The organism is Micromonospora fluostatini, assembly GCF_050410825.1.
Taxonomy (GTDB): Bacteria; Actinomycetota; Actinomycetes; order Mycobacteriales; family Micromonosporaceae; genus Micromonospora; species Micromonospora rosaria.
In genome coordinates this window covers 5,936,337-5,958,566 of record NZ_CP191251.1, presented here as the reverse complement: position 1 = coordinate 5,958,566, position 22,230 = coordinate 5,936,337, and the positions used below count along the sequence as shown (strand labels likewise).

Annotated in this window: 14 protein-coding genes, 2 tRNA genes and 1 riboswitch; of the genes, 12 read left to right on the top strand and 4 right to left on the bottom strand. The window is 72.4% G+C overall.

All coding sequences use genetic code 11. The features are described from left to right. Window positions 1-270 precede the first annotated feature (270 nt). Window positions 271-1,146: a phosphotransferase family protein gene (locus ACQUFX_RS26465; RefSeq protein ID WP_428967089.1), complete on the bottom strand. Its 876-nt coding sequence runs from the start codon at window positions 1,144-1,146 to the stop codon at window positions 271-273. A 596-nt stretch (window positions 1,147-1,742) separates the two neighbouring features. On the opposite strand from ACQUFX_RS26465, the gene ACQUFX_RS26460 reads away from it, so the two are divergent. From ACQUFX_RS26460 to ACQUFX_RS26410, 11 genes are all read left to right on the top strand, one after another. Continuing rightward, window positions 1,743-2,786: a prenyltransferase/squalene oxidase repeat-containing protein gene (locus ACQUFX_RS26460; protein ID WP_428962938.1), complete on the top strand. Its 1,044-nt coding sequence runs from the start codon at window positions 1,743-1,745 to the stop codon at window positions 2,784-2,786. A 35-nt stretch (window positions 2,787-2,821) separates the two neighbouring features. After that, on the top strand, window positions 2,822-3,310 hold the full coding sequence (locus ACQUFX_RS26455; protein ID WP_428962937.1) for a hypothetical protein: 489 nt from the start codon (window positions 2,822-2,824) through the stop codon (window positions 3,308-3,310). A gap of 349 nt (window positions 3,311-3,659) precedes the next feature. After that, entirely contained in the window at window positions 3,660-5,114 is a 1,455-nt protein-coding gene (locus tag ACQUFX_RS26450; RefSeq protein WP_428962936.1) for an LPXTG cell wall anchor domain-containing protein, read from the top strand. Then, on the top strand, window positions 5,111-6,031 hold the full coding sequence (locus ACQUFX_RS26445; RefSeq protein ID WP_428962935.1) for a hypothetical protein: 921 nt from the start codon (window positions 5,111-5,113) through the stop codon (window positions 6,029-6,031). The genes ACQUFX_RS26450 and ACQUFX_RS26445 overlap by 4 nt, the downstream gene beginning before the upstream one ends. Further along, the gene (locus ACQUFX_RS26440; protein ID WP_428962934.1) at window positions 6,024-7,280 is read left to right on the top strand and encodes an energy-coupling factor transporter transmembrane component T; all 1,257 of its coding nucleotides are present in this window, start codon (window positions 6,024-6,026) and stop codon (window positions 7,278-7,280) included. Before ACQUFX_RS26445 ends, ACQUFX_RS26440 begins: the two co-directional genes overlap by 8 nt. Next, complete coding sequence (locus ACQUFX_RS26435; RefSeq protein WP_428962933.1) at window positions 7,277-8,908, top strand: ABC transporter ATP-binding protein; 1,632 nt, start codon at window positions 7,277-7,279, stop codon at window positions 8,906-8,908. The genes ACQUFX_RS26440 and ACQUFX_RS26435 overlap by 4 nt, the downstream gene beginning before the upstream one ends. After that, window positions 8,905-9,861, top strand: a complete 957-nt coding sequence (locus tag ACQUFX_RS26430; RefSeq protein ID WP_428962932.1) for an ECF transporter S component — start codon at window positions 8,905-8,907, stop codon at window positions 9,859-9,861. The genes ACQUFX_RS26435 and ACQUFX_RS26430 overlap by 4 nt, the downstream gene beginning before the upstream one ends. Window positions 9,862-9,963: 102 nt before the next feature. Then, entirely contained in the window at window positions 9,964-11,184 is a 1,221-nt protein-coding gene (cas7g, locus tag ACQUFX_RS26425) for a type I-G CRISPR-associated RAMP protein Csb1/Cas7g (protein WP_428962931.1), read from the top strand. Next, window positions 11,181-12,599 (top strand): type I-G CRISPR-associated protein Csb2, encoded by a 1,419-nt coding sequence (gene csb2, locus ACQUFX_RS26420; RefSeq protein ID WP_428962930.1) that lies wholly within the window; start codon window positions 11,181-11,183, stop codon window positions 12,597-12,599. The genes cas7g and csb2 overlap by 4 nt, the downstream gene beginning before the upstream one ends. Next, window positions 12,596-15,616: a type I-G CRISPR-associated helicase/endonuclease Cas3g gene (cas3g, locus tag ACQUFX_RS26415; RefSeq protein WP_428962929.1), complete on the top strand. Its 3,021-nt coding sequence runs from the start codon at window positions 12,596-12,598 to the stop codon at window positions 15,614-15,616. The genes csb2 and cas3g overlap by 4 nt, the downstream gene beginning before the upstream one ends. After that, entirely contained in the window at window positions 15,613-16,620 is a 1,008-nt protein-coding gene (locus ACQUFX_RS26410; RefSeq protein WP_428962928.1) for a type I-G CRISPR-associated protein, Cas3-extension family, read from the top strand. Before cas3g ends, ACQUFX_RS26410 begins: the two co-directional genes overlap by 4 nt. Before the next feature lie 493 nt (window positions 16,621-17,113). Here the strand turns inward: ACQUFX_RS26410 and metE are convergent, their stop codons facing one another. The 3 genes from metE to ACQUFX_RS26395 form a co-directional block, all read right to left on the bottom strand. After that, window positions 17,114-19,351: a 5-methyltetrahydropteroyltriglutamate--homocysteine S-methyltransferase gene (gene metE / locus ACQUFX_RS26405; protein WP_428962927.1), complete on the bottom strand. Its 2,238-nt coding sequence runs from the start codon at window positions 19,349-19,351 to the stop codon at window positions 17,114-17,116. 112 nt (window positions 19,352-19,463) lie between these two features. Then, window positions 19,464-19,674, bottom strand: a riboswitch (cobalamin riboswitch). A gap of 518 nt (window positions 19,675-20,192) precedes the next feature. Next, window positions 20,193-20,265 (bottom strand) — tRNA-Arg (locus tag ACQUFX_RS26400). Between the two features lie 34 nt (window positions 20,266-20,299). Further along, window positions 20,300-20,390, bottom strand: a tRNA-Ser gene (locus tag ACQUFX_RS26395). Window positions 20,391-21,532: 1,142 nt separating this feature from the next. On the opposite strand from ACQUFX_RS26395, the gene ACQUFX_RS26390 reads away from it, so the two are divergent. Next, window positions 21,533-22,213 carry a hypothetical protein gene (locus ACQUFX_RS26390; RefSeq protein ID WP_428962926.1) on the top strand — a complete coding sequence of 227 codons (681 nt, stop codon included), beginning with the start codon at window positions 21,533-21,535 and terminating at the stop codon, window positions 22,211-22,213. Window positions 22,214-22,230 lie beyond the last annotated feature (17 nt).

Below are 22,230 nucleotides of genomic sequence, written 5' to 3'. Positions count from 1 at the left end.
GCCACGGCAAGTCTGAGCCTCGGTCCGCTCGTTGATCAGCTCATGACGGGCACGGACCAGATGCTGGTCGCTGACCCCGGACGGGCCTATGAGGTGCTGGGGCGGATCATGCACGGCCTCCGGACCCCGGTCGGCGCCGGCGAACGGATTCGCTTTTCGTCCGCCGGCCCGCAGCCCTGAAGCCGCAGAAGCCGCCCGACGACCACCGGCGTTTCCCCACGAAGTGATTCCGCAGAATCGGCGCCATACGCGGCGGCGGCCATGATGGTGTCATCCGCCGGCTTCTTCGGCCACCCGGGCCAGCAGGTCTCGCTGGCTGTCGACCATCGCCATGTCCCTGTGCTTGGCGAAATACACCAACGCGGACAGGTGCTCCAGCATTGACACCACCCTCAGCCGGGCGCGGACCCCGACGCTCGCGCGGTCGAGCCCGTACGCCTCGTTCAACGCTGGTGCGATCGCGGGATGCAGCGGGAAGACCCACTCGGAGAGTTTGACCAGGTCGTACAGCGGATCGGCGATGCGCGCGTGTTCGAAGTCGATCACCGCGGCCAGACGTCCGTCACGCACGACGATGTTGCCGGGCTGCAGGTCGCGGTGGATGAGTGTGGGCGTCACGTCGTCCAGTACCGCCCCGTCCGCCGTCCACCGCCGCCGTACCGTCTCCGCCAGGTCGGTGTCGATGATGCCTCGTTCCAGGCAGCGACGCAGCTTGTCCGTGTAGCGTCGCCGCGCGGTCAGGGGCCAACAGCCACGGCGATGCTGGACAGCGTGCAGGCGGCGTAACCAGTCGCCGAGATCGACCCCGAGGCGAGACGCGCGAGCGTCGTCCCAGTCGGCGAGGCCAACGGCGTCGAGAGACGTGCCGTCGATCCATCGGTGTGCCATCAGCCAGCCCTCGGCGACGGGAGTCGGCGTCACCACGACCGTCGGATGCGGAACACCACGCAGACCCAGGATGCTGGCAGCGGTCTTGGCCACCAACAACGGCCGCCTATCCTCGCGCACCTTGACCATCAGCGGACCGGCCGACGTGTCGACACGGAAGTTCGACCCACCCCTTCCACCAGACACGGAAGCGACACGGCGCACCCCAATGTTTTGCTCATGCAGCGCCGTACGCACGACTGACGCGTCAAGGACCATCACGGCATCCAGTGTCGGCGCATGACCGTCGGCGAGCGGGTTCCGCCACAGGCTCCGCAATCCCGGGTGATCCTGGCTCGCCGGTATCGACGGAGGCGGGGAGGGCTGAGCGACGCCTGCAACGGCCACCGATGGCCAGAGAACCTTGCCGTGCCTGCGCTGATGCGCGTAGCCCCTACCGATCAAGGTCACGAGCGTTGCGCCCGGACCGTCCGGGTCGACGTAGCATCCAGGAGGAGCAGGGGTAGCGCCCCCTCGGCAAGGAGCACGACACGGTCGAGCCCGGCTCGTCGACCCGACACCGCCGCTTGTCGTGTGTGGACGATCGCGGATTGACAGTGATCGTGGGGCGGACCAGACTGGCGCGACAACTGAACAGCCGCGTGTCCGTGCGGGGGAAGTCCGGTCGAAGTCCGGCGCTGGCCCGCAACGGTGGGCTGCCGGGGAGGTACCCGGTGGCAAGCCCGAATACCTGCCGTACCCGCGATTCCCTGCTCCTCACCCGTCGTGGCCCACGGGTCGGAGGCCGGCCGACTACGCCCGTCCTGCGGGCGGGGCCGGGTTTCTGACGACCGCCGGGCCGGAAAGGCGCTTCGATGGTCGTCCGCCTGAGCCGGTACCGCCTGCTCGCCCTGCTCTGCGGTGTACTTGCCGCCCTCACCCTCACCACCCCGGCGCTCGCCACGCCCTCCGCCCTCGGCACCGTTCGGTCTGACGCGGCCGCGGGCTGGCTGGCCCGGCAACTCGTCGACGGAGAACGCTTCGAGTCGATCTTCGACGGCGTCGCGTACCCAGATCAGGGTTTGACTCTCGACGCGGTCTTCGCGTTCGCGTCCGCCGGTGTCGCCGACACCTTCGGGGCGCAGGCGATGGCCTGGGTCAGCCGACCGGACATCCGCGACGGGTACATCGGTGACGGCACCACCGAGGCGTACGCGGGCGCGACCGCCAAACTCGCCCTCGCCGTCACGGTGCGCGGCGGCGACCCGACCGACGTCGGTGGCGTCGACCTGGTGGCCCGGTTGCGGTCACTGCAGACCCCCGCCGGCCGGTTCTCCGACCGGTCTGCGTGGGGTGACTACAGCAACGCTTTCAGCCAGTCCTTCGCGATTCTCGCCCTGAGCCGGACCGCGCAGGGCGTGCCCTCGGCGGCCGGACAGTGGCTGGCGGGCACCCGGTGCCCGGACGGCGGCTATCCGCTGCTGCCCGCGCAGCCGACCTGTGTCTCCGATGTCGACGCCACGGCCATGACGGTCCAGGCGTTGCGAGTCGCCGGCCGCTCCGTTGACGCCGCTGCGGGCCTGCGGTGGCTGGTCTCGGTACAGCGTGCCGACGGCAGTTTCGTCAACGGAGGAGGAACCCCCAACGCGAACAGCACCGGACTGGCCGCGCAGGCCCTGCGCGACGGCGGTCGGCCGCTGGCCTGGCTGCGGGCCCGCGTCTTCCTGGCCGGTCTCCAGGTCGGCTGCGCCGCTGCGGCCGCCAACCGGGGCGCTGTCCGGCTTGACGGCGGCGCCTTCGACCCGGCCACTGCCCCCCGCGCCACCGCCCAGGCCGTCCTCGGCCTGACCGGCACCGGATACGCCCAACTGTCGGCGGCATCCGCCGCTCCCGGTGATCCTGTCCTTCGCTGCCGATGACCACCCGACTGTCACGTCCGCCCCGAGGAGGGCTCATGTCCCGCATCCAGACGTCCCCCCGCAGGTGGCTTGCCGGGATGGTGGCCGCAGCCGTCGTGTCGATCGGGTTGATCGCTGCCGAACCAACTCCCCGCACCGCTCAGGCCGCCCCGTGCACCGGCACGGCCGGGGTGACCGTGGTCGTCGACTACGGCGCGTTGGGAGGCGGCGTCCAGGTCGCCTGCGCACCCGGTGACCCGGCGACCGGGTTGGCCGCCCTGCAGGGCGGCGGCTTCACGGTGACCGGGACCCAACGGTGGGGGCTGGCCTTCATCTGCCGGATCAACGGCAAGCCGACCTCCGCGACGGAACCGTGCATCAACACCCCACCGGCCAGCGCCTACTGGTCCTACTGGCACGCCTCGGGTAGCGGCGCCGCCTGGACCTACAGCACCCTGGGCGCGACCAGCTACAACCCGGCTCCGGGCACGGTCGAGGGATGGTCCTTCGGGGCTGGAGCACCGCCGAGCATCACCGCCCCGTGAACCGGGGCTCACCCGACGCGAAGCGGTGATGAGCCGGGTGTCGACAGCCGTGCTGGCGCCGCGAGGCGACCGGGCGGTACCGTGTCGACACCCGGCGCGCCGGGTGTCTAACTGAATACGTCCTGTGTGGGGGGAAGTCGGTAGAAGCCGACGCTGACCCGCAACCGTGAGCGAGGCGAGTCTCGCGAGCCGGAATGCCCCACGCAGGACGAGCGGCTTCCACTGTCGAGGTCTACAGGGTGAAGTCCGGGCAAAGGGAAACGGCACCAGTCGTGGAAGCACACGAGCGCAGCCGTTTACCAGGGCGTTTCCGGAGCTTCCACCGACCGCTCTGCGAAAGGCATCCCTCATGCCCAGGTCCCCGCTCCAGCGCGTCCGCGCCGGTGTTGGCGTAGCCGCCGGCACGGCGCTCGCCATCATCCTCGCCACACCCCTCGGCGGGGTCGCCGCGCCATCCCCAGCCCACACCGCCAGCGCCCGCAACGCCGCGACCTGGCTGGCCGGCGAGTACACCGACGGCGCGCTGCCCGGACCGTTCGGCGGACAGGACTGGGGGCTGACCATCGACGGGCTGCTCGCCCTGACCGCCACCGGCGTTACCGCATCGACCCGGCAGACGGCGACGACGCAGATCGCCGCCCATGTGCGGTCCTACAACAGCTACGACGACTGGGGCGTCGAGGGCTTCACCGACGGCGGCGCCACCGCGAAACTGCTCTACGCCGCCTCCGCCGCCGGTGCCGACCCCACCGACTTCGGCGGCTGGGACCTGCGCGCCGAAACCGTGGCACTGATCGCCGGGGCGGCGACGGGGCACCAGCACGGTCGGATCACCAGCCGGACCACCGAGGCGACCGGCCCGGACCCGAGTAACACCTTCGACCAGTCGTTCACGGTGCTGGGCCTGGCCCGCAGCGGCGGCGTGCCACAGGCAAGCGTCGACTTCCTGATCCGGCAGCAGTGCGCGGCTGGTGGTTTCCGCCTCTACCCCGACGACGCCGGAGCACCGTCACCGTCCTGCGACGCGCAGAGCAACGCCGCACTCGACGTCGACTCGACCGCCATGGCAGTCCAGGCGCTCCTCGCCACGCCGGACACCGCCGGTGCCACCGACGCCGCCCGCCGCGGCGCGGACTGGCTGGCCGCGCAGCAACGCGCCGACGGGTCGTTCGGCGGATCGGGGCCTACCAGCGGCGCGAACTCCAACAGCACCGGTCTCGCCGGGCAGGCCCTCGCCGCCGCCGGCCGTGACAGCGAGGCCGCGCGGGCGGCGCAGGCCCTGACGGCGCTCCAGCTCACCACCACCGGTGCGGGTGCCGCCGCAGGCGACGCCGGGGCCATCGCCTACAACACTGCGGCGCTGAGCGACGCCACCCGCGCCGGAATCACCGAGAACGTCCGGGACCAGTGGCGCCGGGCCACCGCCCAGGCGCTGCTCGGGTTGGCCCAGGTACCGTTGGGTCGCATCGGTCTGGACCTACCTCCCTCGGGTGAGCCCACACCGTCGGCCACCGTGTCACCCCCACCCACCACCTCCCCGGCACCCACCCCGACCGGGTCGCCCACGCCGACAGCGTCGCTCACCCCCAGTCCGACCCCGAGCGCCTCCCCATCCGGCACGCCGCCGCCCACGTCCACCACCCCACCTCCGTCTCCCACCGCCCCCACCAGCAGCCCCACAGCAGGCGGGCCAGGGCGGCTGCCGACCACCGGCGCAGCGGTCGGCACCTACCTGCTCGTCGCGGTCCTGCTCGTTGCCACGGGGGCGGTGGTGCTGGTGCTCGGACGGCGGCGGACGCGATGAGCGCCCGGCCCGCCCGCGCCGTGCTCGTCCTGGCCGTGGCCGCCGCCAGCAGCGTCGTCGCACCCGGGCCGGCCACGGCTGCCGGCAGCGCCGGCTACTGCCCGGACGCCAACGGGGTCACCGTCGTGGTCGACTTCAAGGAGCTCGGGGGCGGAACGGTCGTTCGCTGCGCGCCCGGGGATCAGGCCACCGGACTGGCAGCGTTGAAGAACGCCGGCTTTCAGATCGCCGGCACCCTGCGCTGGGGTGAGGGGTTCATCTGCCGGATCGAGGGCAAACCCTCCACCAGTACCGAGAAGTGCGTCGACACGCCGCCGGCCAGCGCCTACTGGTCGTACTGGCACGCACCCCACGGTGGCTCCTGGACCTACAGCGACAAGGGTGTCCTCAACCGCACGCCACCGACCGGCAGCTTCGAGGGCTGGGCGTTCTCCCTCAACCGAAGGGCGGACAACGCGCCCCGCCCCGCTGTCCCCCCCAGCCGACCGGCCCCACCGCCGCGGACCACCCCACCGGCGTCGCCGCCGCGCTCGACGCCGCCCGCACCACGACCGCCGTCGCCTCCGCCGCAGGCCGCACCACCGCCGGCAGCCGCCGGGACCACCCCACCCGCTGCGCCCGGCAGCCCCTCCCCCGTGACCGAGGCGCCCCCCACCACCGCCGGCACGGCCCAGAGCCCGACCGACCAGGCGACAGGGACACCGCCAGCAGCGGGCACCACGCCGACCGGAGTCCCACCGGCTGCGCCACCGGCGGAGCCTGCGGCCCCGATCACGCCCACCGAGGTCACCGCAGCTCCGGACACACCCAACGGGCTTCCGCTGGCCACCCTGGCCGGGCTGCTCCTGCTGGTCGCGCTCGCCGGCGGTGGCATCGTCGCCGCCCGGCGCCGACGGACCGTCGATCCGGATGACTGACGCCGCCAGCCCCGCCAGCGTCGCCCACCCTCCGACACCGGTGACAGCGCCTGCCGTCCGGCCCGCCGCCACGGCGGCCGGGAGGCTGCCGCGTGTCCTGCATCCGGGCGCTTGGTGGCTGTGGGCGCTCGGCCTGGCCACCGCAGCCAGCCACACCACGAATCCGCTGCCGCTAGCGATGATCATCGCGGTCGCCGCGCTGGTGGTCGTGTACCGCCGCGGCGACGCCCCCTGGGCGCTGGCGTTCCGGATGTACCTCGTCCTCGGCACCGTCATCGTGGTCATGCGCGTCGTGTTCCGGCTCATCTTCGGGGGCGGCCAGGGCGAGCACGTCCTGGTCCACCTGCCGGAGATCCCGCTGCCCGCCTGGGCGGCCGGTATCCGGCTGTTCGGGCCGGTCGCCGCCGAACAACTCCTCGGCGGCTTCTACGACGGGCTGCGGCTGGCAGCGATGCTCATCTGCCTGGGCGCCGCGAACGCCCTGGCCAACCCGAAGCGACTACTCAAAGCCGTGCCCGGTGCCCTGTACGCGGTCAGCACCGCCGTGGTCGTCGCCCTGTCGGTCGCCCCGCAACTGGTCGAAAGCGTGCTGCGGGTACGCCGGGCCCGGCGGCTGCGCGGTGCCCCCGGCCACGGCGTCCGCGCCCTGCGGGGCATCGCCCTGCCGGTGCTGGCCGACGCACTGGACCGATCCCTCGCCCTGGCCGCCGCCATGGACTCACGCGGCTACGGCCGTACCGCGGCGATACCGGCCGGTCAGCGTCTCCTCACCGGCGGGCTGGTCCTCGCCGGGCTGGTCGGCGTGTGCGTCGGCGTCTACGGGCTGCTCGACGCCACCGTGCCCGGCTACCTCGGCCTGCCGATGCTGCTCCTGGGCCTGGCGACCGCAGTGGCCGGAATGCTGCTGGCCGGCCGCCGGGTCCGGCGCAGCCGCTACCGGCCAGACCGCTGGCGGCTCACCGAACTCGCTGTCTCTGGCTGCGGTGTGGTCACCGCCGCCGTGATGATGCTGGCCGGATCGGTGGACCCTGACCGGCTCTACCCGCCGGTCAGCCCGCTCACCTGGCCCGAGGTGACCCCGATGATGGTGCTTGCCGTCGCGGTCGCCGTCGCACCGGCCTGGCTGGCCCCGCCGCCGGTACGGGCGGCACCCCCTACCCCGCCCGCCCCGGCGGCACCGCCGCCGGCGGACACGGCAACCCCTGGCGGGATGCCCTCCAGGAACCCGCAGCCGGAAACCCGATCATGATCGACTTCGACCGCGTCACCGTCCACTACGCCGACCATGGCGAACCACCGCTCCGCGACGTGACCCTGCACATCCCCGAAGGGGAGTTGTGCCTCGTCGCAGGCCGCACCGGCACCGGCAAATCGACGCTGCTGCGGGCCATCAACGGACTGGTACCGCACTTCACCGGCGGAACCCTGCACGGCACCGTCACCGTGCACGGCCGAGACACCCGCAGCCACCCGCCCCGCGACCTCGCCGACGTCGTCGGAATCGTCGGCCAGGACCCGCTCGCCGGTTTCGTCACCGACACCGTCGAGGAGGAACTCGCCTACGGCATGGAACAACTCGCGCTCACCCCGGCGACCATGCGCAAACGCGTGGAGGAAACCCTCGACCTGCTCGGCATCGCCGACCTGCGCGCCCGACCGCTGCGGACGCTGTCCGGCGGACAGCAGCAGCGGGTCGCCATCGGCGCTGTCCTCACCAACCACCCCCAGGTCCTCGTCCTCGACGAACCGACCTCCGCGCTGGACCCCACCGCCGCCGAGGACGTGCTGGCCGCAGTCACCCGCCTGGTCCACGACCTCGGCGTCACCGTCGTCGTGGCCGAGCACCGACTCGAACGCGTCGTGCAGTACGCCGACCGGCTGCTCTACCTGCCCGGCGACGGCACCGTCGTCGACGGCGAACCGGCGGCCGTCCTCACCGACATCGACCTCGTCCCACCGCTCATCGAGCTGGGGCGTGTCGCGGGGTGGACGCCTGTGCCGCTGTCCGTGCGCGACGCCCGCCGCCGCGCGGCCGACCTCCGGCAGCGGCTCACCAGTGCCGGCCCGCCTCCCCCGCGGCCTGCACCCGACGCCGTCCCGGTGCTGACCGCCCGCAAGATCGTGGTCCGCTACCCGGGAACGGTCGCGGTGGCCGGCGTCGACCTCGATGTCCACCCGGGCCGCGTCGTCGCTGTGATGGGACGTAACGGCTCCGGCAAGTCCAGCCTGCTCTGGGCGCTCCAGGGCAGCGGACCCCGGCAGGGTGGAACGGTCACCGTCACCGGCCCGGACGGCACCGCCGACCCGGCGTCACTGTCGGCTACCCGCGCGCGACGCCTGGTCGGGCTGGTTCCGCAATCCCCGGCCGACCTGCTCTATCTCGAGACGGTGAGCGCCGAATGCGGCCAGGCCGACCGGGAAGCGGAAGCGCCCGCCGGCACCTGCCGGGCGATGTTGGACCACCTCGTCCCTGGACTTCCCGCCGATCACCACCCACGCGACCTGTCGGAGGGACAACGGCTGGCCCTCGTGCTCGCCATCCAGCTCACCGCCGCCCCGTCCGTCATCTTGCTCGACGAGCCGACCCGAGGACTGGACTACCACGCCAAGCAACAGTTCGCCGCCATCGTCCAGCGTCTGGCCGCCGCCGGCCGCGCGGTGGTGGTCGCCACCCACGATGTCGAACTCGTCGCCGCTCTCGCCGACCGGGTCATCGTCATGGCCCAGGGCGAGATCGTCGCCGACGGCACCACCACGGAGGTCATGCTCTCCTCGCCCGCCTTCGCACCACAGGTCGCCAAGGTGCTGGCCCCCCAGCCCTGGCTCACCGTGGACCAGGTCACCGCCGCGCTCACCCGCCCCGGACCACCCGCGTGACCGTCCTGCGGGTCGCACCCCGCACCACCGTCATCCTGACCCTCGCCTCCGTCGCGGCCCTGGCCACCTTCACGTGGCCGTTCTTCATATCCGCCCAACCCGAGTCCATGGCCCGCACCACCGAGGCGCCGCTGGTGTTCGCCGCCGTGCTCCCGCTCCTGCTGGCCCTCATCCTGGCCGAACTCAGCTCCGGTGGCATCGACAGCAAGGGCCTGGCCATGCTCGGCGTGCTCGCCGCCGTCAACGCCGCGCTACGGCCGCTCGGCGCCGGCACCGCAGGCATCGAAACGGTGTTCTTCCTGCTCGTCCTCGCCGGCCGGGTCTTCGGCCCCGGCTTCGGTTTCCTGCTCGGGTCGATCTCGCTGTTCGCGTCGGCACTGCTCACCGCCGGTGTCGGACCCTGGCTGCCCTTCCAGATGCTGGCGGCCTCCTGGATCGGCCTGGGCGCCGGCCTGCTCCCGGCCCGGCTGCGGGGCCGCGCGGAGATCGCCGCCCTCGCCGGCTACGGCATGATCGCCGCCTACGCCTACGGCCTGCTGATGAACCTGTGGTTCTGGCCGTTCAGCACCGGCGCCGACACCCAACTCTCCTACGTCGCCGACGCGCCGCTGCTGGAGAACCTGCACCGCTTCGCCGTGTTCACCGCCGTGACCTCCACCTTCGGCTGGGACACCGGACGGGCGATCACCACCGCCGTCGCCATCGCCCTGGTGGGACCGGCCGTCCTGGCCGCCCTGCGCCGCGGGGCTCGACGAGCCGCCTTCCACGCGCCGATCACCTTCGCGTCACCCCCACCGCCTGCCACGGAACGCGAGCGAGCCAGGAAGGCAGCGGACCGGTCCCGCCGTCGACCTCGGCACCGACCAGGCCGGGGTCGGACTGGTGACACGGCGACGACCGTTTCCCCCGGCACCCCGGACCCGGACGGCAGACCGGCAACGACGTCTTCCTGATCCCACTGGAGGAACGGTGCACATCGGTGACAGCACCAGACGGCGAACGGTGTGGCGCTCGCCCGGCGGGCGCCGTCTGTGGTGCGGCGAACAGGAGCGACCATGACCGACCTGGTGCAACGCCTCCTCACGGCGGTGGCCGAGGACCGGCAGGACGCGGGGATTGCGTTCTCCGGCAGCTACCAGCCGGTGGGTGGTCAGGGTGGGAAGATCATGCCGCCCACCTACCCAGTCCCAGACCACGAGGTGCGCGCCGCGCAGCGGGAGGGACGACTTCCCCGGCCGTATCTGGTGGAGCGGCGGCTCGTGGACGGCCACCAGCGCGACACCGTGGTCGTCGATCAGGTGCCGTCGCAGGCGAACCGGGTGGAGGAGGCGTTGTTGGCCGCGCGGGACGCGGGCCGGGTCGACCTGCCGCTGTTCGAGCTGACCATGAAGGAGGAGGGCGTCCGGCTGACATCGCTGGACTTTCCCCACCGCTACGCCGACGCGTACCTGCGCGACAGTGAGGTCGATGGCGTCCGCTTCGACGACAGTCAGGTCGGAAGGACGTTGCGGCGGGTGTCCGCCGACGATGTGCGGCCACTGTACCGGCGCGAACCGTACTCGTTGGTGTTCGGAGCGTGGGACTCGCATCGTCAGGGCAGGTGGCCCACGTTCCCCCGGATCTACACGTCGTCGATGTACGGCATCGAGTACCTGGAAGGTGACCGTCGGGCCGGACGGCACGACCCGCTGAACCTGACCGGCGCGATCGACGACAAGGGCAAAGCCGAGGGCGACTGGCGTTTCCTGGCAGAGGGAACGAGAGCCAAAGGCCGACGGCTGAGCGAGATCGGACACGGGCACATCGCCCCGCACCCGCCCCGTGCAGGAGCGACGACTCCCGCGGTGCGTCACGCCGGGGTGGTCGTCGAGGAGGTCCGCCGCACCGGCTGGATCTCGCTGGCGGGGCTGGAAAGACTGCGGTTCGGCGATGCACCGGCCGAGGCGGCGACAGCGGCGCGGGCGACCCTGGCCGCGTTGGCGCTGATGGGGGACCGCTTGGCGTTCGGCCGGCCGTCGCTGTGGCTGCGATCCGGCTGTGATCTGACCCGGATCAGCGAATCGGTGTACTTCGAACGCGACGGGGGCGTACCGGAGCCGGTGAACGTGAGCGTCATCGAGGCAGTCGACGCCTTCGTGGCGCTGCGCGATCGGGCCAGGGCGGGCGGCGTGATCATGGACACCGATGCCGTGCCCGTCGCGCCCACACGGCAACTCGCCGAGGCGATCCGCGCCGCCCTCACGTCGACCAGTGGGGACGGGGCGTCAGGCCGGTGACGCTGAGCATCCTGGTGCGGCTGCGCGAAGGCCGCTATGACGCGCAGAGCGAGGCGGCCGGAGCGGAGTGGCCGCCCCACCCGGCGCGTCTCTTCTGCGCACTGGTCGCCTCGGCGGAGCACGCCGAGGCGGACCTGCGGACGCGCCGAGCCGATGAGATGGCGCTGCGGTGGCTGGAGGCGGCCGGTCCGCCACTGGTGATGGCGGTGCCGCCGGCAATGGTCGAAACATCAGCCCGAAGCGGGTACGTGGTGACCCACGCGACCGCTGCGAGACCGACCAGCACCTTCTGGCCCGGGCGGACCGCCCGGCTGAGCACCCGGCACACCGTGCTGCCGGCCGATGAGCACGTCGCGTACGTGTGGCCGGACGCTGAAGCCGACGACCCGGTCCTGTGGAGACTGACCCGGCTTGCCCGCAAGGTGCCCTACGTCGGCCGGTCGACCTCGCACGCCGAGGTCGTTGTCGCCGACGAGGAGGCCGTCCTGCGGCAGCCATGGATCACCTACCGGCCCACGCACCTCGGCACGGCCGCAGCGATGTCGATGCGGGTGCCGTACCCGGGCTACCTCGATCAACTCCGCACCGCCTACGCCGAGGGGCAGCGAGCCTGGGAGGTGTCCCGGTCGGTCCCGTACACCCTCGGCATCGGCGCGGCAGAGCCGGCGGTGCGCCCCGCGACCGGCCCCTACCGGGAACTGCTGATCTGGCCGACGCTGCCCGGCGGCGTGCCGGTCAACGGTGATCGGCTCCTGACGGTGACCGACGTCCTTCGCCGAGCGGTGATCGACCGGATCGCCGACCCGGTGCCACCGCAGGCCAGCGGACACGGCGCGGACGACCTACCCCACATGGCCTACCTGCCGTTGCTGGACGTCGGCCATCCGCACGCGGATGGCCGCCTGCTGGGTGTGGCGATCGCGCTGCCCGAGATGGCCCGCCAGGACCGTCTCGCGGTGCTGCGCGGCCTGCTCGGCCCCCACGGTGAGGACCCGATCCGAGTCCTCCGCCGTGGTGCCGACGGCATCGTACGGCTCGGAGACCCGACGCAGCCGCCGCCGAACTGGGGGACCCTGCCGGAGCGCTGGACCGGCCCGGCCGAGGGGACGCGACAATGGGTGTCGGTGTCACCGGTGATGCTCGACCGATACCCGGGGCGGCGGGACCTGTCAGCAGCGCTCACCGACGCGTTCGTCCGCGCCGGATATCCGCCCCCGTCAACAGTGCTCGCGCTGAAGGCGCCGATCGTCGACGCCGCGGTACGGATGCCCCGCCGCGGCACCATCCCCACCAACCGCCCCGTCCGCCCGTTCGTGCACTGCCGCGTGGAGTTCCCGACCCCGCTGCGCGGTCCGGTGATCGTGGGAGCCCTGCGCTACCTCGGTTGCGGCATGTTTATCCCGGAGCCGTCGTGACACGGAACGAGCACCCACTCACTTGCCATGATTTCGCCGGATTTGTCAACGAGGTCCACGGGGACACCATCCCGGGCAGACCACCGCGTGAGCCGTTCCCGTGGCAACAGGGGCTGCTGGACCGCATCCTCACCGACAACCGCTGGCCCGACATCATCGACGTCCCCACCGGGCTGGGAAAGACCTCCGTGCTCGACGTGGCCGTCTTCGTCGCCGCGCTCCGACCGGACCTGGCCAAACGCCGCCTCTTCTTCGTGGTCGACCGTCGGCTCGTCATCGACGAAGCCCACGAGCACGCCACAACGTTACGGCGGGCCCTGCAGGCCGCCACGACGCGGATCTGCGCCGCGGTGGCCACGGCGCTACGCAGCAAGACCGACGACAGCGACGTCCTCACGGTGACCCGCATGCGCGGCGGAACCACCTGGGACCGGACCTGGCTGGACAGCCCTCACCGGTTCGCGATCATCACCGGCACCCTGGACCAGGTCGGCAGCCGACTGCTCTTCCGCGGCTACGGCGTCACCGAGCACGCACGCAGCATCGACGCCGCTCTCGTCGGCGCCGACAGCCTCATCGTCGTCGACGACGCTCACCACGCGGAGGCGTTCCGCACCACCGTCAACACCGCCCTCAGCCTCGACCGCTGGCCACTAGGCATGAAGCCGGTCCTGGTCACCATGTCCGCGATGCCACCGGACGGCGCCAGCCGACAGCTCGCCATGCACAGCATCGGTGACCTCGACCGCGAGCACCCCGTGGCCGGCAGCCGGCTGACGGCACGCAAGCGGCTCCGGCTGGTCGAGGTGCCGACGACCGCCACGACAGCCGCCGTCGGCATGCCACAAGCACTGGCCGAACTGGCGCTGCACCTGACCGGGCACGGGGTCGTGGCGGTCGTGGCCAATACCATCTCCCGGGCCCGCGCTGTCGCGGAGCTTCTCACCCCTACGGTCGACACGATCCTGCTGACCGGCCGAAGCCGGGGCGTCGACCAGGAAATACTCCTCGCCGACAGCTACGACCGCATCCGAACCGGCCGAGACTACGACGACCCGCGTCCGTTGGTCATCGTGGCGACACAGACCATCGAGGTCGGCGCGAACATCGACGTCGACGCCCTGGTCACGGAGTCGGCCCCGCTGCCGGCTCTCATCCAGCGGCTCGGACGGCTCAACCGGCTGGGACGACGCCAGGCCCCGGCCCCTGCGTACCTCGTGCACGACAGCAGCGCCGACGACAGCGATCCCGTCTACGGGCCTGCCCGTGCAGCCATATGGCAGTGGTTGACCGCGCAGGCGCCGGTCGGCACGCTCCAAGACCTCGACGCGGCAGCCAACGGACTTTCCGCCTCACCCGCCGCCCTACGGCGACTCGCCGCCACGGCACCAGCGGCAGCCCGCAACGCACGCCCCACCTACGTGCCCGTGCTGGCAGCGCCGACACTCGACGCGTGGACCCGCACCTCACCCACCCCACACCCGGACCCGCCGGTCACCCCCTACCTGCACGGTCTCCCTGACGAAGCCCCACCGGTCGCTGTCGCCTGGCGCGCCGGCCTGCCCCTGCACGCACCCGACCGATGGGCCACCGTGGTGGACTTCGCCCCCGTGACCAGCGAGGAGACCATCGACGTCCCGGCCCGCGAAGTCCGACGCTGGCTACACCAACACGACGACGCGCAACCCGTCGCCGACATCACCATCCCGGACGCCCCCGACGACGAGCCGCCCCCACCAGACCTGAACCGACAACACGAAAGTGGACGCGCGCCCCGCTGCCGGGACGGCCGTCACCGCCCGCAGGTCCTACGCCATCGACGTGACGGCCGATCAGAGATCATCAACGCGCTGCGCGTCCAACCCGGCGACACCATCATCGTGCCCATCGAGTACGGCGGCTGCGACCGCTTCGGGTGGCACCCCGACAGCGCCACCCCCGTCGTCGATGTCGCCGACCTCGCCGCACGCACACGAGGACCGATCCTCCGGATCGGCCCCCACCTTCAGCAGCTTGTCACCCACCTCGCCGTTCCGTTCCCGGGCACCCGCGATCCGCACGGCACCACCGACCACACGGACCGCCAGCAGGACGTCATCGACGAACTACTGAGACTCACCCGCGAGCACCCCAAGCCGGAACAACCCCACGCGTACGCGGATCTGCTGCCCGCACTCCTCGCCGCGCTACCCACCGGCAACCCGCTCGGCCAGGTGGTGCAGAGCCTCCTCGGCAATCCGCTGAACCGACGGCGCCCGCCGTTCACGGTGACCCCCACGCGCCAGATCCACCCCCGTACCGGTGCGACATGGACACCGGAGTTCCCGATCGTGCTGTCAGCGGCCCGCCCCCGCTACGCCGACGACGCGTCGGAGTACGGCAGCTCCAGCACCGCACACCCGCACAGCCACGTCGGGCTCGACGCGCACCACCACGCGGTCGCCGCGCGGGCAGCGCGGACAGCCCACGCCGTCGGACTGGACCGACGACTCGTCGCCGCGGTGGAGGCCGCCGGACGCTGGCACGACGAGGGCAAGCGAGACATCCGCTTCCAGGCCATGCTTCTCGGCGGCAACAGAGCCGTCGCCGACCTGGCACCTGCACCGTTCGCCAAATGCGGCATAAACCCCGCCAACCACACCCAAGCGCGCCGAGCGCGGGAAGCGGCCGCCTATCCGCTGATGATGCGGCACGAGGCGTTGTCCGCCCGGATCGCCGAGTTTCACCTCGCCGACCAGCAGCTGGACATCGACGTCGAGTTGGTCCTGCACCTGATCGCCAGCCACCACGGACGCAGCCGAAGCCTGCTCCCACCAGTCACCGACCCAGACCCGGTCGAGGTCACGGTGCCCGGCCACCCGACGCTCACCACCGAGGTCACCGTCGACTGGCGGTCGCCAGCGCGGTTCCACCGCCTCAACCACACCTATGGCCGGTGGGGGCTCGCACTGCTCGAGACGATCGTGCGGCTCGCCGACATCTGGTGCTCGACACACGACGGGGAGCCCCAGGCATGACCCACACCGTGGAACTCCTCGCGCTCGACGGCCGTGACCCGCTCGGCTTCCTCGCCTCCCTCGGCGTGACCCGCCTCCTGCACGACGAGGCCAACCTCGACGTCGAGCTTTCCTACGACGAGACCAGCGCACGCGCACTGCTTCACGGGCCGCTCACCACCGTGGACGCCGTCGTGGACGCCCTGGTCGAAGTCGTGGACGCGATCGCGGCGGACGGCGTCCTCCCCAGGGTGCCGGCGACCTTTCCCCTGCCCCGGGTCGGCGCCACGCCGGATCCGATGCGGATGCCCCGTGACCAGGTCTCCTCACGCGTGCACGCCATGACCAACAGACACCGCGCGCCGGCACTGAACAACTGGCTGGCTGTGCTGGTCACGGATCTGGCGTCAGACATCCAGGGCCGGGCGGCGCTCACCCCGTACACCGCCCCAGCCGGCCGTCAGAGTCTCCGATCCTTCTTCAACAAACCACTCGACGAAGTGCGCAAGGCTCCTGCCCTCCTGATCCGGCAGGCACTCACCAGGTGGCGGCGGGTCAACGGCTGCACCGGCGAATACCTCGACCATCGGGTGCTGTCCAGCGCGGCAGACCACCCCAGCGGCCATTCCACCGACGCCGGCGTACCCGGAGCGACCTGGCTCGCCACCATGTCTCTACCTCTGCTCCGGCTTACCGGTACCGGCAAACTGCCACAGGCCACACTCTGGCACCACCTAGCCGGCCACCGCCAACCCGTGATGTCCTGGCCGCTCTGGCGACAGCCACTTAACCTTCACGCCATCGCCACCCTCCTCGAACATCCCGACCTGCGGCCCCACACAAACTCCCGAAACGACATCCTCATCGACCCGGCCGCCTGGCCCGCGCTGGGCGTGTTCACTGCCGCCGCCGCCGTTCGGCAGCCCGCCGAGGGGCGCAGGTCCAAGGGAATCCTCACGCCGATCGCGATCGTCGCCGCCAGCCGTCGGCCCGGTTCACCGGCCGGGCGGTACTCTGGAAGGTGATCGAGTGCCATGGTTCCTTGAGATTCGGATATGAGCTGCCTTCCGCCCTCCGTCCCCATGGTTGAGCCGAACACTGACATGGGCCACCAGGGCCCCTGGCGTACGGCTCACAGCTAGTGGACGAGACGTCGGCTCCACCTGGCCACCATGTTGTCGCAGCACGAACATCGCGTCACCAAACAACTGACGCCCTCATTGCGAGCATCCCCGGCCTTCGAAGCCCTACTGGCCATGACATCAACGTCGCCCGGAAGCAGGCGACCCTCATTGGGACGTATCGGACCAGCGGTGGATCCGGTTGCGGATCTGGCCGGTGTTTGGCCGGGCGAGTCGGTGCGGCTTCCCTGGACATCAGGCCCCGCCCCGACACGCTCGTCACCGCTTGACGAAACCCATAGGGACACCCCCGGGAGGGCTCAGGTCAACAAGCTCACCGTCGCTCCCGGATTGAGCCGGGCGGACCCCTGGAACGAATCCGCCCGGCGGGGCGGCATCAGTGCCCGCGGACCTCGGCGGCGGCAGCGACCAGGCGCCGCAGGGACGCCTCGACCTCGGGGTAGGCGCGGGTCTTCAGGCCGCAGTCCGGGTTGACCCACAGCCGCCGGGCCGGCACGGCCGCGACGGCCCGGCGCAGCGCCTCGACCACCTCGTCGAGGGAGGGCACCCGGGGGGAGTGGATGTCCCACACGCCGGGGCCGACGCCCCGCCGGTACCCGATCGCGGCGAGGTCGTCGAGGACCTCCATCTTGGAGCGGGACGCCTCGATGCTGGTGACGTCGGCGTCGAGGGCGTCGATGGCGTTGATCACGTCGCCGAACTCGGAGTAGCACAGGTGGGTGTGGATCTGGGTGTCGTCGGCCACGCCGGCGGTGGCCAGGCGGAACGCGCCCACCGCCCAGTCCAGGTACGCCGGGTGGTCGGCGGCCCGCAGCGGCAGGGTCTCCCGCAGCGCCGGCTCGTCGACCTGGATGACCCGGATCCCGGCGGCCTCCAGGTCGCGGCACTCGTCGCGCAGGGCGAGCGCGACCTGGTCGGCGGTGTCCGCGAGAGGCTGGTCGTGGCGGACGAACGACCAGGCGAGGATCGTGACCGGGCCGGTGAGCATGCCCTTGACCGGCTTGCCGGTCAGCGACTGGGCGTAGCTGGACCACTCGACCGTCATGGGCGCCGGGCGGGCCACGTCCCCGTAGATGACCGGCGGGCGGACGCAGCGGGAGCCGTAGGACTGCACCCATCCGTGCTCGGTCGCGGCGAACCCGTCGAGCTGCTCGCCGAAGTACTGGACCATGTCGTTGCGTTCCGGTTCGCCGTGCACGAGCACGTCCAGGCCGAGTTGCTCCTGCAACCGGACGACGTGCTCGACCTCGGCGCGCATCCGCGCCGTGTAGCCGGCGTCGTCGAGGGTGCCGGCCCGGTGCGCGGCCCGGGTCCGGCGCAGCTCGCCGGTCTGCGGGAACGAGCCGATCGTGGTGGTGGGCAGCTCCGGCAACCGCAGCCGTTCCTGCTGGCGGGCGGCCCGCTCACCGTAGCCGCCGCGCTGCCGGTCGGCGGGGCCGAGCGCGGCGAGCCGGGCCCGGACGTCGTCGTTGCGCCACGCCGCCGGGGCGGGAGGCAGCGGCGCGGGCAGGTGCGCGGTGCCGTCGCGCAGCGCCCGACCGAGCAGGACGACCTCGTCCACCTTCTGCCGGGCGAACGCGAGCCGCTCGTACAGGTGCGCGTCGAGGCGGGTCTCGACGGACAGGTCGACCGGTACGTGCAGCAGCGAGCAGGACGTGGACACCGCGAAGTGGTCGGCCAGCCCGGCGACCGTCGCCCCGGCCGTGACGGCGGCGCGCAGGTCGGTCCGCCAGATGTTGTGCCCGTCGACCAGCCCGGCGACGATGGTCGTGCCGCGCAGGGGACCGGCGGCGGCGAGGCGCTCGAGGTTGCCCGGCCCGGCGACCAGGTCCAGGCCGATCGCCTCGACCGGGGTGGCCAGCAGCGTCGGCAGCGCGTCCCCGAGGTCACCGAAGTAGGTCGCGACGAAGATCCTGGGCCGGTGCGTGGCCTCACCGAGCCGGGTGTAGGCCCGCCGCAGGGCGTCGATCTCGGCCGGGCTGCGGTCGGCGACGTAGCCGGGTTCGTCGAGCTGCACCCAGGCCACACCCGCCTCGGCCAGCGAGGCGAGGATCCCGACATACGTGTCGACCAGGTCGTCGAGGCGGGCGAACGGGTCGTCGCCCTTGGCCAGCAGCAGGAACGTGGCCGGCCCGACCAGCACCGGCCGGGTGGTGACGCCCAGGTCCCGGGCCTCGCCGTACTCGCGCAGCGCCTTGGCCGGGTTCGGGGCGAAGACGGTGTCCGGGCCGATCTCCGGTACCAGGTAGTGGTAGTTGGTGGCGAACCACTTCGTCAGCTCCAACGCCGGCTCGGCGTCGACACCCCGGGCCATGGCGAAGTAGGTGTCCAGCTCGGAGAGGCCGAGCCGGGCGAAGCGGTGCGGGATCGCGCCGACGGCGACGGCGGTGTCGAGCATGTGGTCGTAGTAGGAGAAGGTGTTCGACGGGATCGCGTCGAGGCGGGCGTTGCGCAGCGTCCGCCAGACCTCGGCGCGCAGGGTGGCGCCGGTGCGCTCCAGGGCGGTGGCGTCGATGGTGCCGGCCCAGTAGGCCTCGACGGCCTTCTTCAGCTCGCGGTTGGCGCCGATGCGCGGGTACCCGAGCACGGTGCTCTGACCGAATGCGGTGCTCACAGGTGGTCCTTCCCTCGAGGTGCCCGGCGGGCACGGGAGGGGGAAGGCGGGGTGCGGCGAGGCACCGGCTTCCGCCCTGGCCCTCCCGAGGGACCGCCGGCGGCGCACACCGGCGGTGTGCGCAGCGCTGGCAGGTCTTCGGACTCGTGGGCGTGACACCTGGTCGCCTACTGGCCGTCGCTTCCCAGACCTTCCGGTCCAGTGCTCTGATGACGGCGGTCGTTCCCACTCACCGCTGCGGGGCAGTCCCGGTCTCGCACCGGGTTCCCTCTTACGACGCCCCACCCAACGAGGTGGGGCGAACCAGCACCACGCGTCATCGTACGGGCCCTACACCGCTTGTCGGACCACCGTGTCCCGACGTACGGGACGAGTCGGGCTGCCGTGTGGAAGCAGATGGGTGTGTTGCCGGTGAGGGTGCCGGTGCCGTGGACGCGTAGAGAATTGTTTGTCCGTTGCCGAGGACGGCGGCCCATCGGTGTGGCGAGGGGCCAGGGCGCTCACCGGGTGGTGGCGGGTGTCGTAGCCGGGGCGGGTGGCGCCGCCGACGAGGAAGACGAGGACGAAGAGGGCACTGCCCGCGATGCCGGCACCGAGCGTCCAGGTCATCCCGGCAACATAGCCGGTAGTGGAAACCCCGACCGGTGCTCAGGTGGCCGGCGGTGGCACGGCCGGGGTCATGATCAAGAACCACCCGGACGCGACGGCCACCGCTGGACGGGCCAGGACATGAGGGATGCTCGTCGCACGAGCACCCACCGAGCACCCAACCGACCACAAGGGACGGATAAGTGAAGGGGCCTGACTGCCATCCCGGCAGGTCAGACCCCTTGTGATCTTGTGCGCCCGAAGGGACTCGAACCCCTAACCTTCTGATCCGTAGTCAGATGCTCTATCCGTTGAGCTACGGGCGCTGGTGCTCGGCCAGTCTACACACCGGCTTTCGCGCGGAGACTCCGGGATTCGAACCCGGGAGGGGCTTTAAGACCCCAACCGCATTAGCAGTGCGGCGCCATAGACCAGACTAGGCGAAGTCTCCCTGGTGGCCTGCAGACCACCGCGCCTGAGAATACAGGCCCCCACCCACCCGGGGCAAAGCGACTATCCCGCCCGCCGTGCCGCGCCCTGCCGCCGTCGACCGCCGGCCGCATCTTTCCCGGTGGGACGCCCGGATCGGGGCTACCCTCCATCGATATGGAGGAGCAGCCGCCCAGCGACCAGCCCCGCCGACCGAGCCGCAGACCCCGAGCCGGTACGCCCGGAAGCCGCCCGCCGGAGGCGAGCTTCACCCCGCCACCGGCGCGGCCCGGGGAACCGGAGCCGACCGAGCCGCAGCGGAAGCCGACGCGCCGGGCGAAGGCGGCCCCGACCGTGCTCTTCCAGCCTCCACAGGATCCCCCGCCCGACGGTACGGCTCCCGTACCGCGCCGCCGGGCGGCCTCGTCGAGCCGCGCGACCACCACCGCACCGCCGCCGACCGAGCCCTCGCCGGGCGGCGAGCAGGTCGAGCCGACACCCAGCCGGAAGCAGGTCGAGCCCACGCCGGCCGGTGAGTCGGCCGGTCCGGTGACGGGACCGGAGCCGACCGCCGGGGCGGAGAGTGAGTCGGAACACAGCGGCGGCCCGACCGGCGATGATCCCGTACCGGCCCGCAGCGCCCCCGCGCGCGGCAGGTCGACCTCCGGGTCCACGACGGCGACCGGACGAAGGACCCCGGCCCGCAGGAGCACCGCCGCGAGCCGGGTCACGCCCCCCGGCGAGCAGCCCACCGGGGCCACCGAGGGGAACACACCCACGGAGAAGGCGACCCCGCCCGCCGAGAAGGCGACCGCCCGCACCCGGAAGACACCCACCACCCGGACGGGCGCCACCACCCGGAAGGCGCCCGCCCGCCGGACGGCCACGCCGCCGGAGGCGGTCACCGGGTCCCCGCCGGCCGGTACGGCACCGGTCGGCCCGTCCACCCCACCGGACCTCGAACAGCGTCCCGAAGGCGAACCGCCGAACGTCGCGGAGCGTCCTCCCCACAGACAGCGACCCGAGACCGGGCCGCCGGCTGTCGCGCGGCGACCCCACAACGGACCGGCGGACGTCGCGCAGCGACCCGAGGACGAGCCGCCGGACGTCGCGCAGCGGCCCAGACCAGTAGACGCGCAGCTCCCCGACGGCGAGCCGACGGAAGTGCACCGGCCTGAGAGCGGGCCGGCGAACGGGCGTACCGGGGAAGGTGGCCTGCGGTGGACGGCCGGGCGGCTGCGCGACCGGCCGGAGTTCGCGCCGGAGTTGCTCGCCCTGGCGGCCGTCGAGGTGCGGGGGCCGGCCGCGCGGGCCTGGGTCGACGAGGTGCGGGCGGTGTACCCGCAGGCCGACGCGGCCGGGCTGGCCCGGCTCGCCACCCGGCGCTTCGTGCGGCGGGCCGGCGTGGGTGGGGCGGCGGCCACGACGGCCGGGCTGCTCGCCCCGGCGGTGGAGGTGGCGGCGGTGCTCTGGGCGCAGGCCGACCTGGTGTTGCACCTCGCGGCGGCCTACGGCCGGGACCCGGGTCACCCGGACCGGGCGGTCGAGTTGCTGGTGCTGACCCGGGTGCACGCGGACAGCGACCGGGCGCGGGCGGCGCTGGACGCGGCCACCGAGGCGGTCCGGGACCCGGACGGTGACCCTCGGCCGGCGGCGGGGCCGTGGCCGGCGGCGCTGGGGGCGGCGTGGCGGTTGGCGGGGCCCCTGACCGGCGGAGGTTGGCTGCCGGTCCGGCTCGCCGCGCGCCTGCTGCCGGGCGCTACGGTGCTGGCTGCGGCGGCCGGGGCCGATGCCGCGACGCGACGGCTCGCCGCCCGCGCGGTCGCCGCCTACCGGGCCGGCTGACCCGGTCCGACCCGCCG

Bases quoted from the DNA above. Each gene is read 5' to 3' on its own strand.
- cas7g (WP_428962931.1), top strand. From the start codon at position 9,964: ATGACCGACCTGGTGCAACGCCTCCTCACGGCGGTGGCCGAGGACCGG.
- ACQUFX_RS26465 (WP_428967089.1), bottom strand. From the start codon at position 1,146: ATGGTCCTTGACGCGTCAGTCGTGCGTACGGCGCTGCATGAGCAAAAC.
- ACQUFX_RS26450 (WP_428962936.1), top strand. From the start codon at position 3,660: ATGCCCAGGTCCCCGCTCCAGCGCGTCCGCGCCGGTGTTGGCGTAGCC.
- ACQUFX_RS26455 (WP_428962937.1), top strand. From the start codon at position 2,822: ATGTCCCGCATCCAGACGTCCCCCCGCAGGTGGCTTGCCGGGATGGTG.
- ACQUFX_RS26410 (WP_428962928.1), top strand. From the start codon at position 15,613: ATGACCCACACCGTGGAACTCCTCGCGCTCGACGGCCGTGACCCGCTC.
- ACQUFX_RS26440 (WP_428962934.1), top strand. From the start codon at position 6,024: ATGACTGACGCCGCCAGCCCCGCCAGCGTCGCCCACCCTCCGACACCG.
- ACQUFX_RS26435 (WP_428962933.1), top strand. From the start codon at position 7,277: ATGATCGACTTCGACCGCGTCACCGTCCACTACGCCGACCATGGCGAA.
- ACQUFX_RS26445 (WP_428962935.1), top strand. From the start codon at position 5,111: ATGAGCGCCCGGCCCGCCCGCGCCGTGCTCGTCCTGGCCGTGGCCGCC.
- ACQUFX_RS26460 (WP_428962938.1), top strand. From the start codon at position 1,743: ATGGTCGTCCGCCTGAGCCGGTACCGCCTGCTCGCCCTGCTCTGCGGT.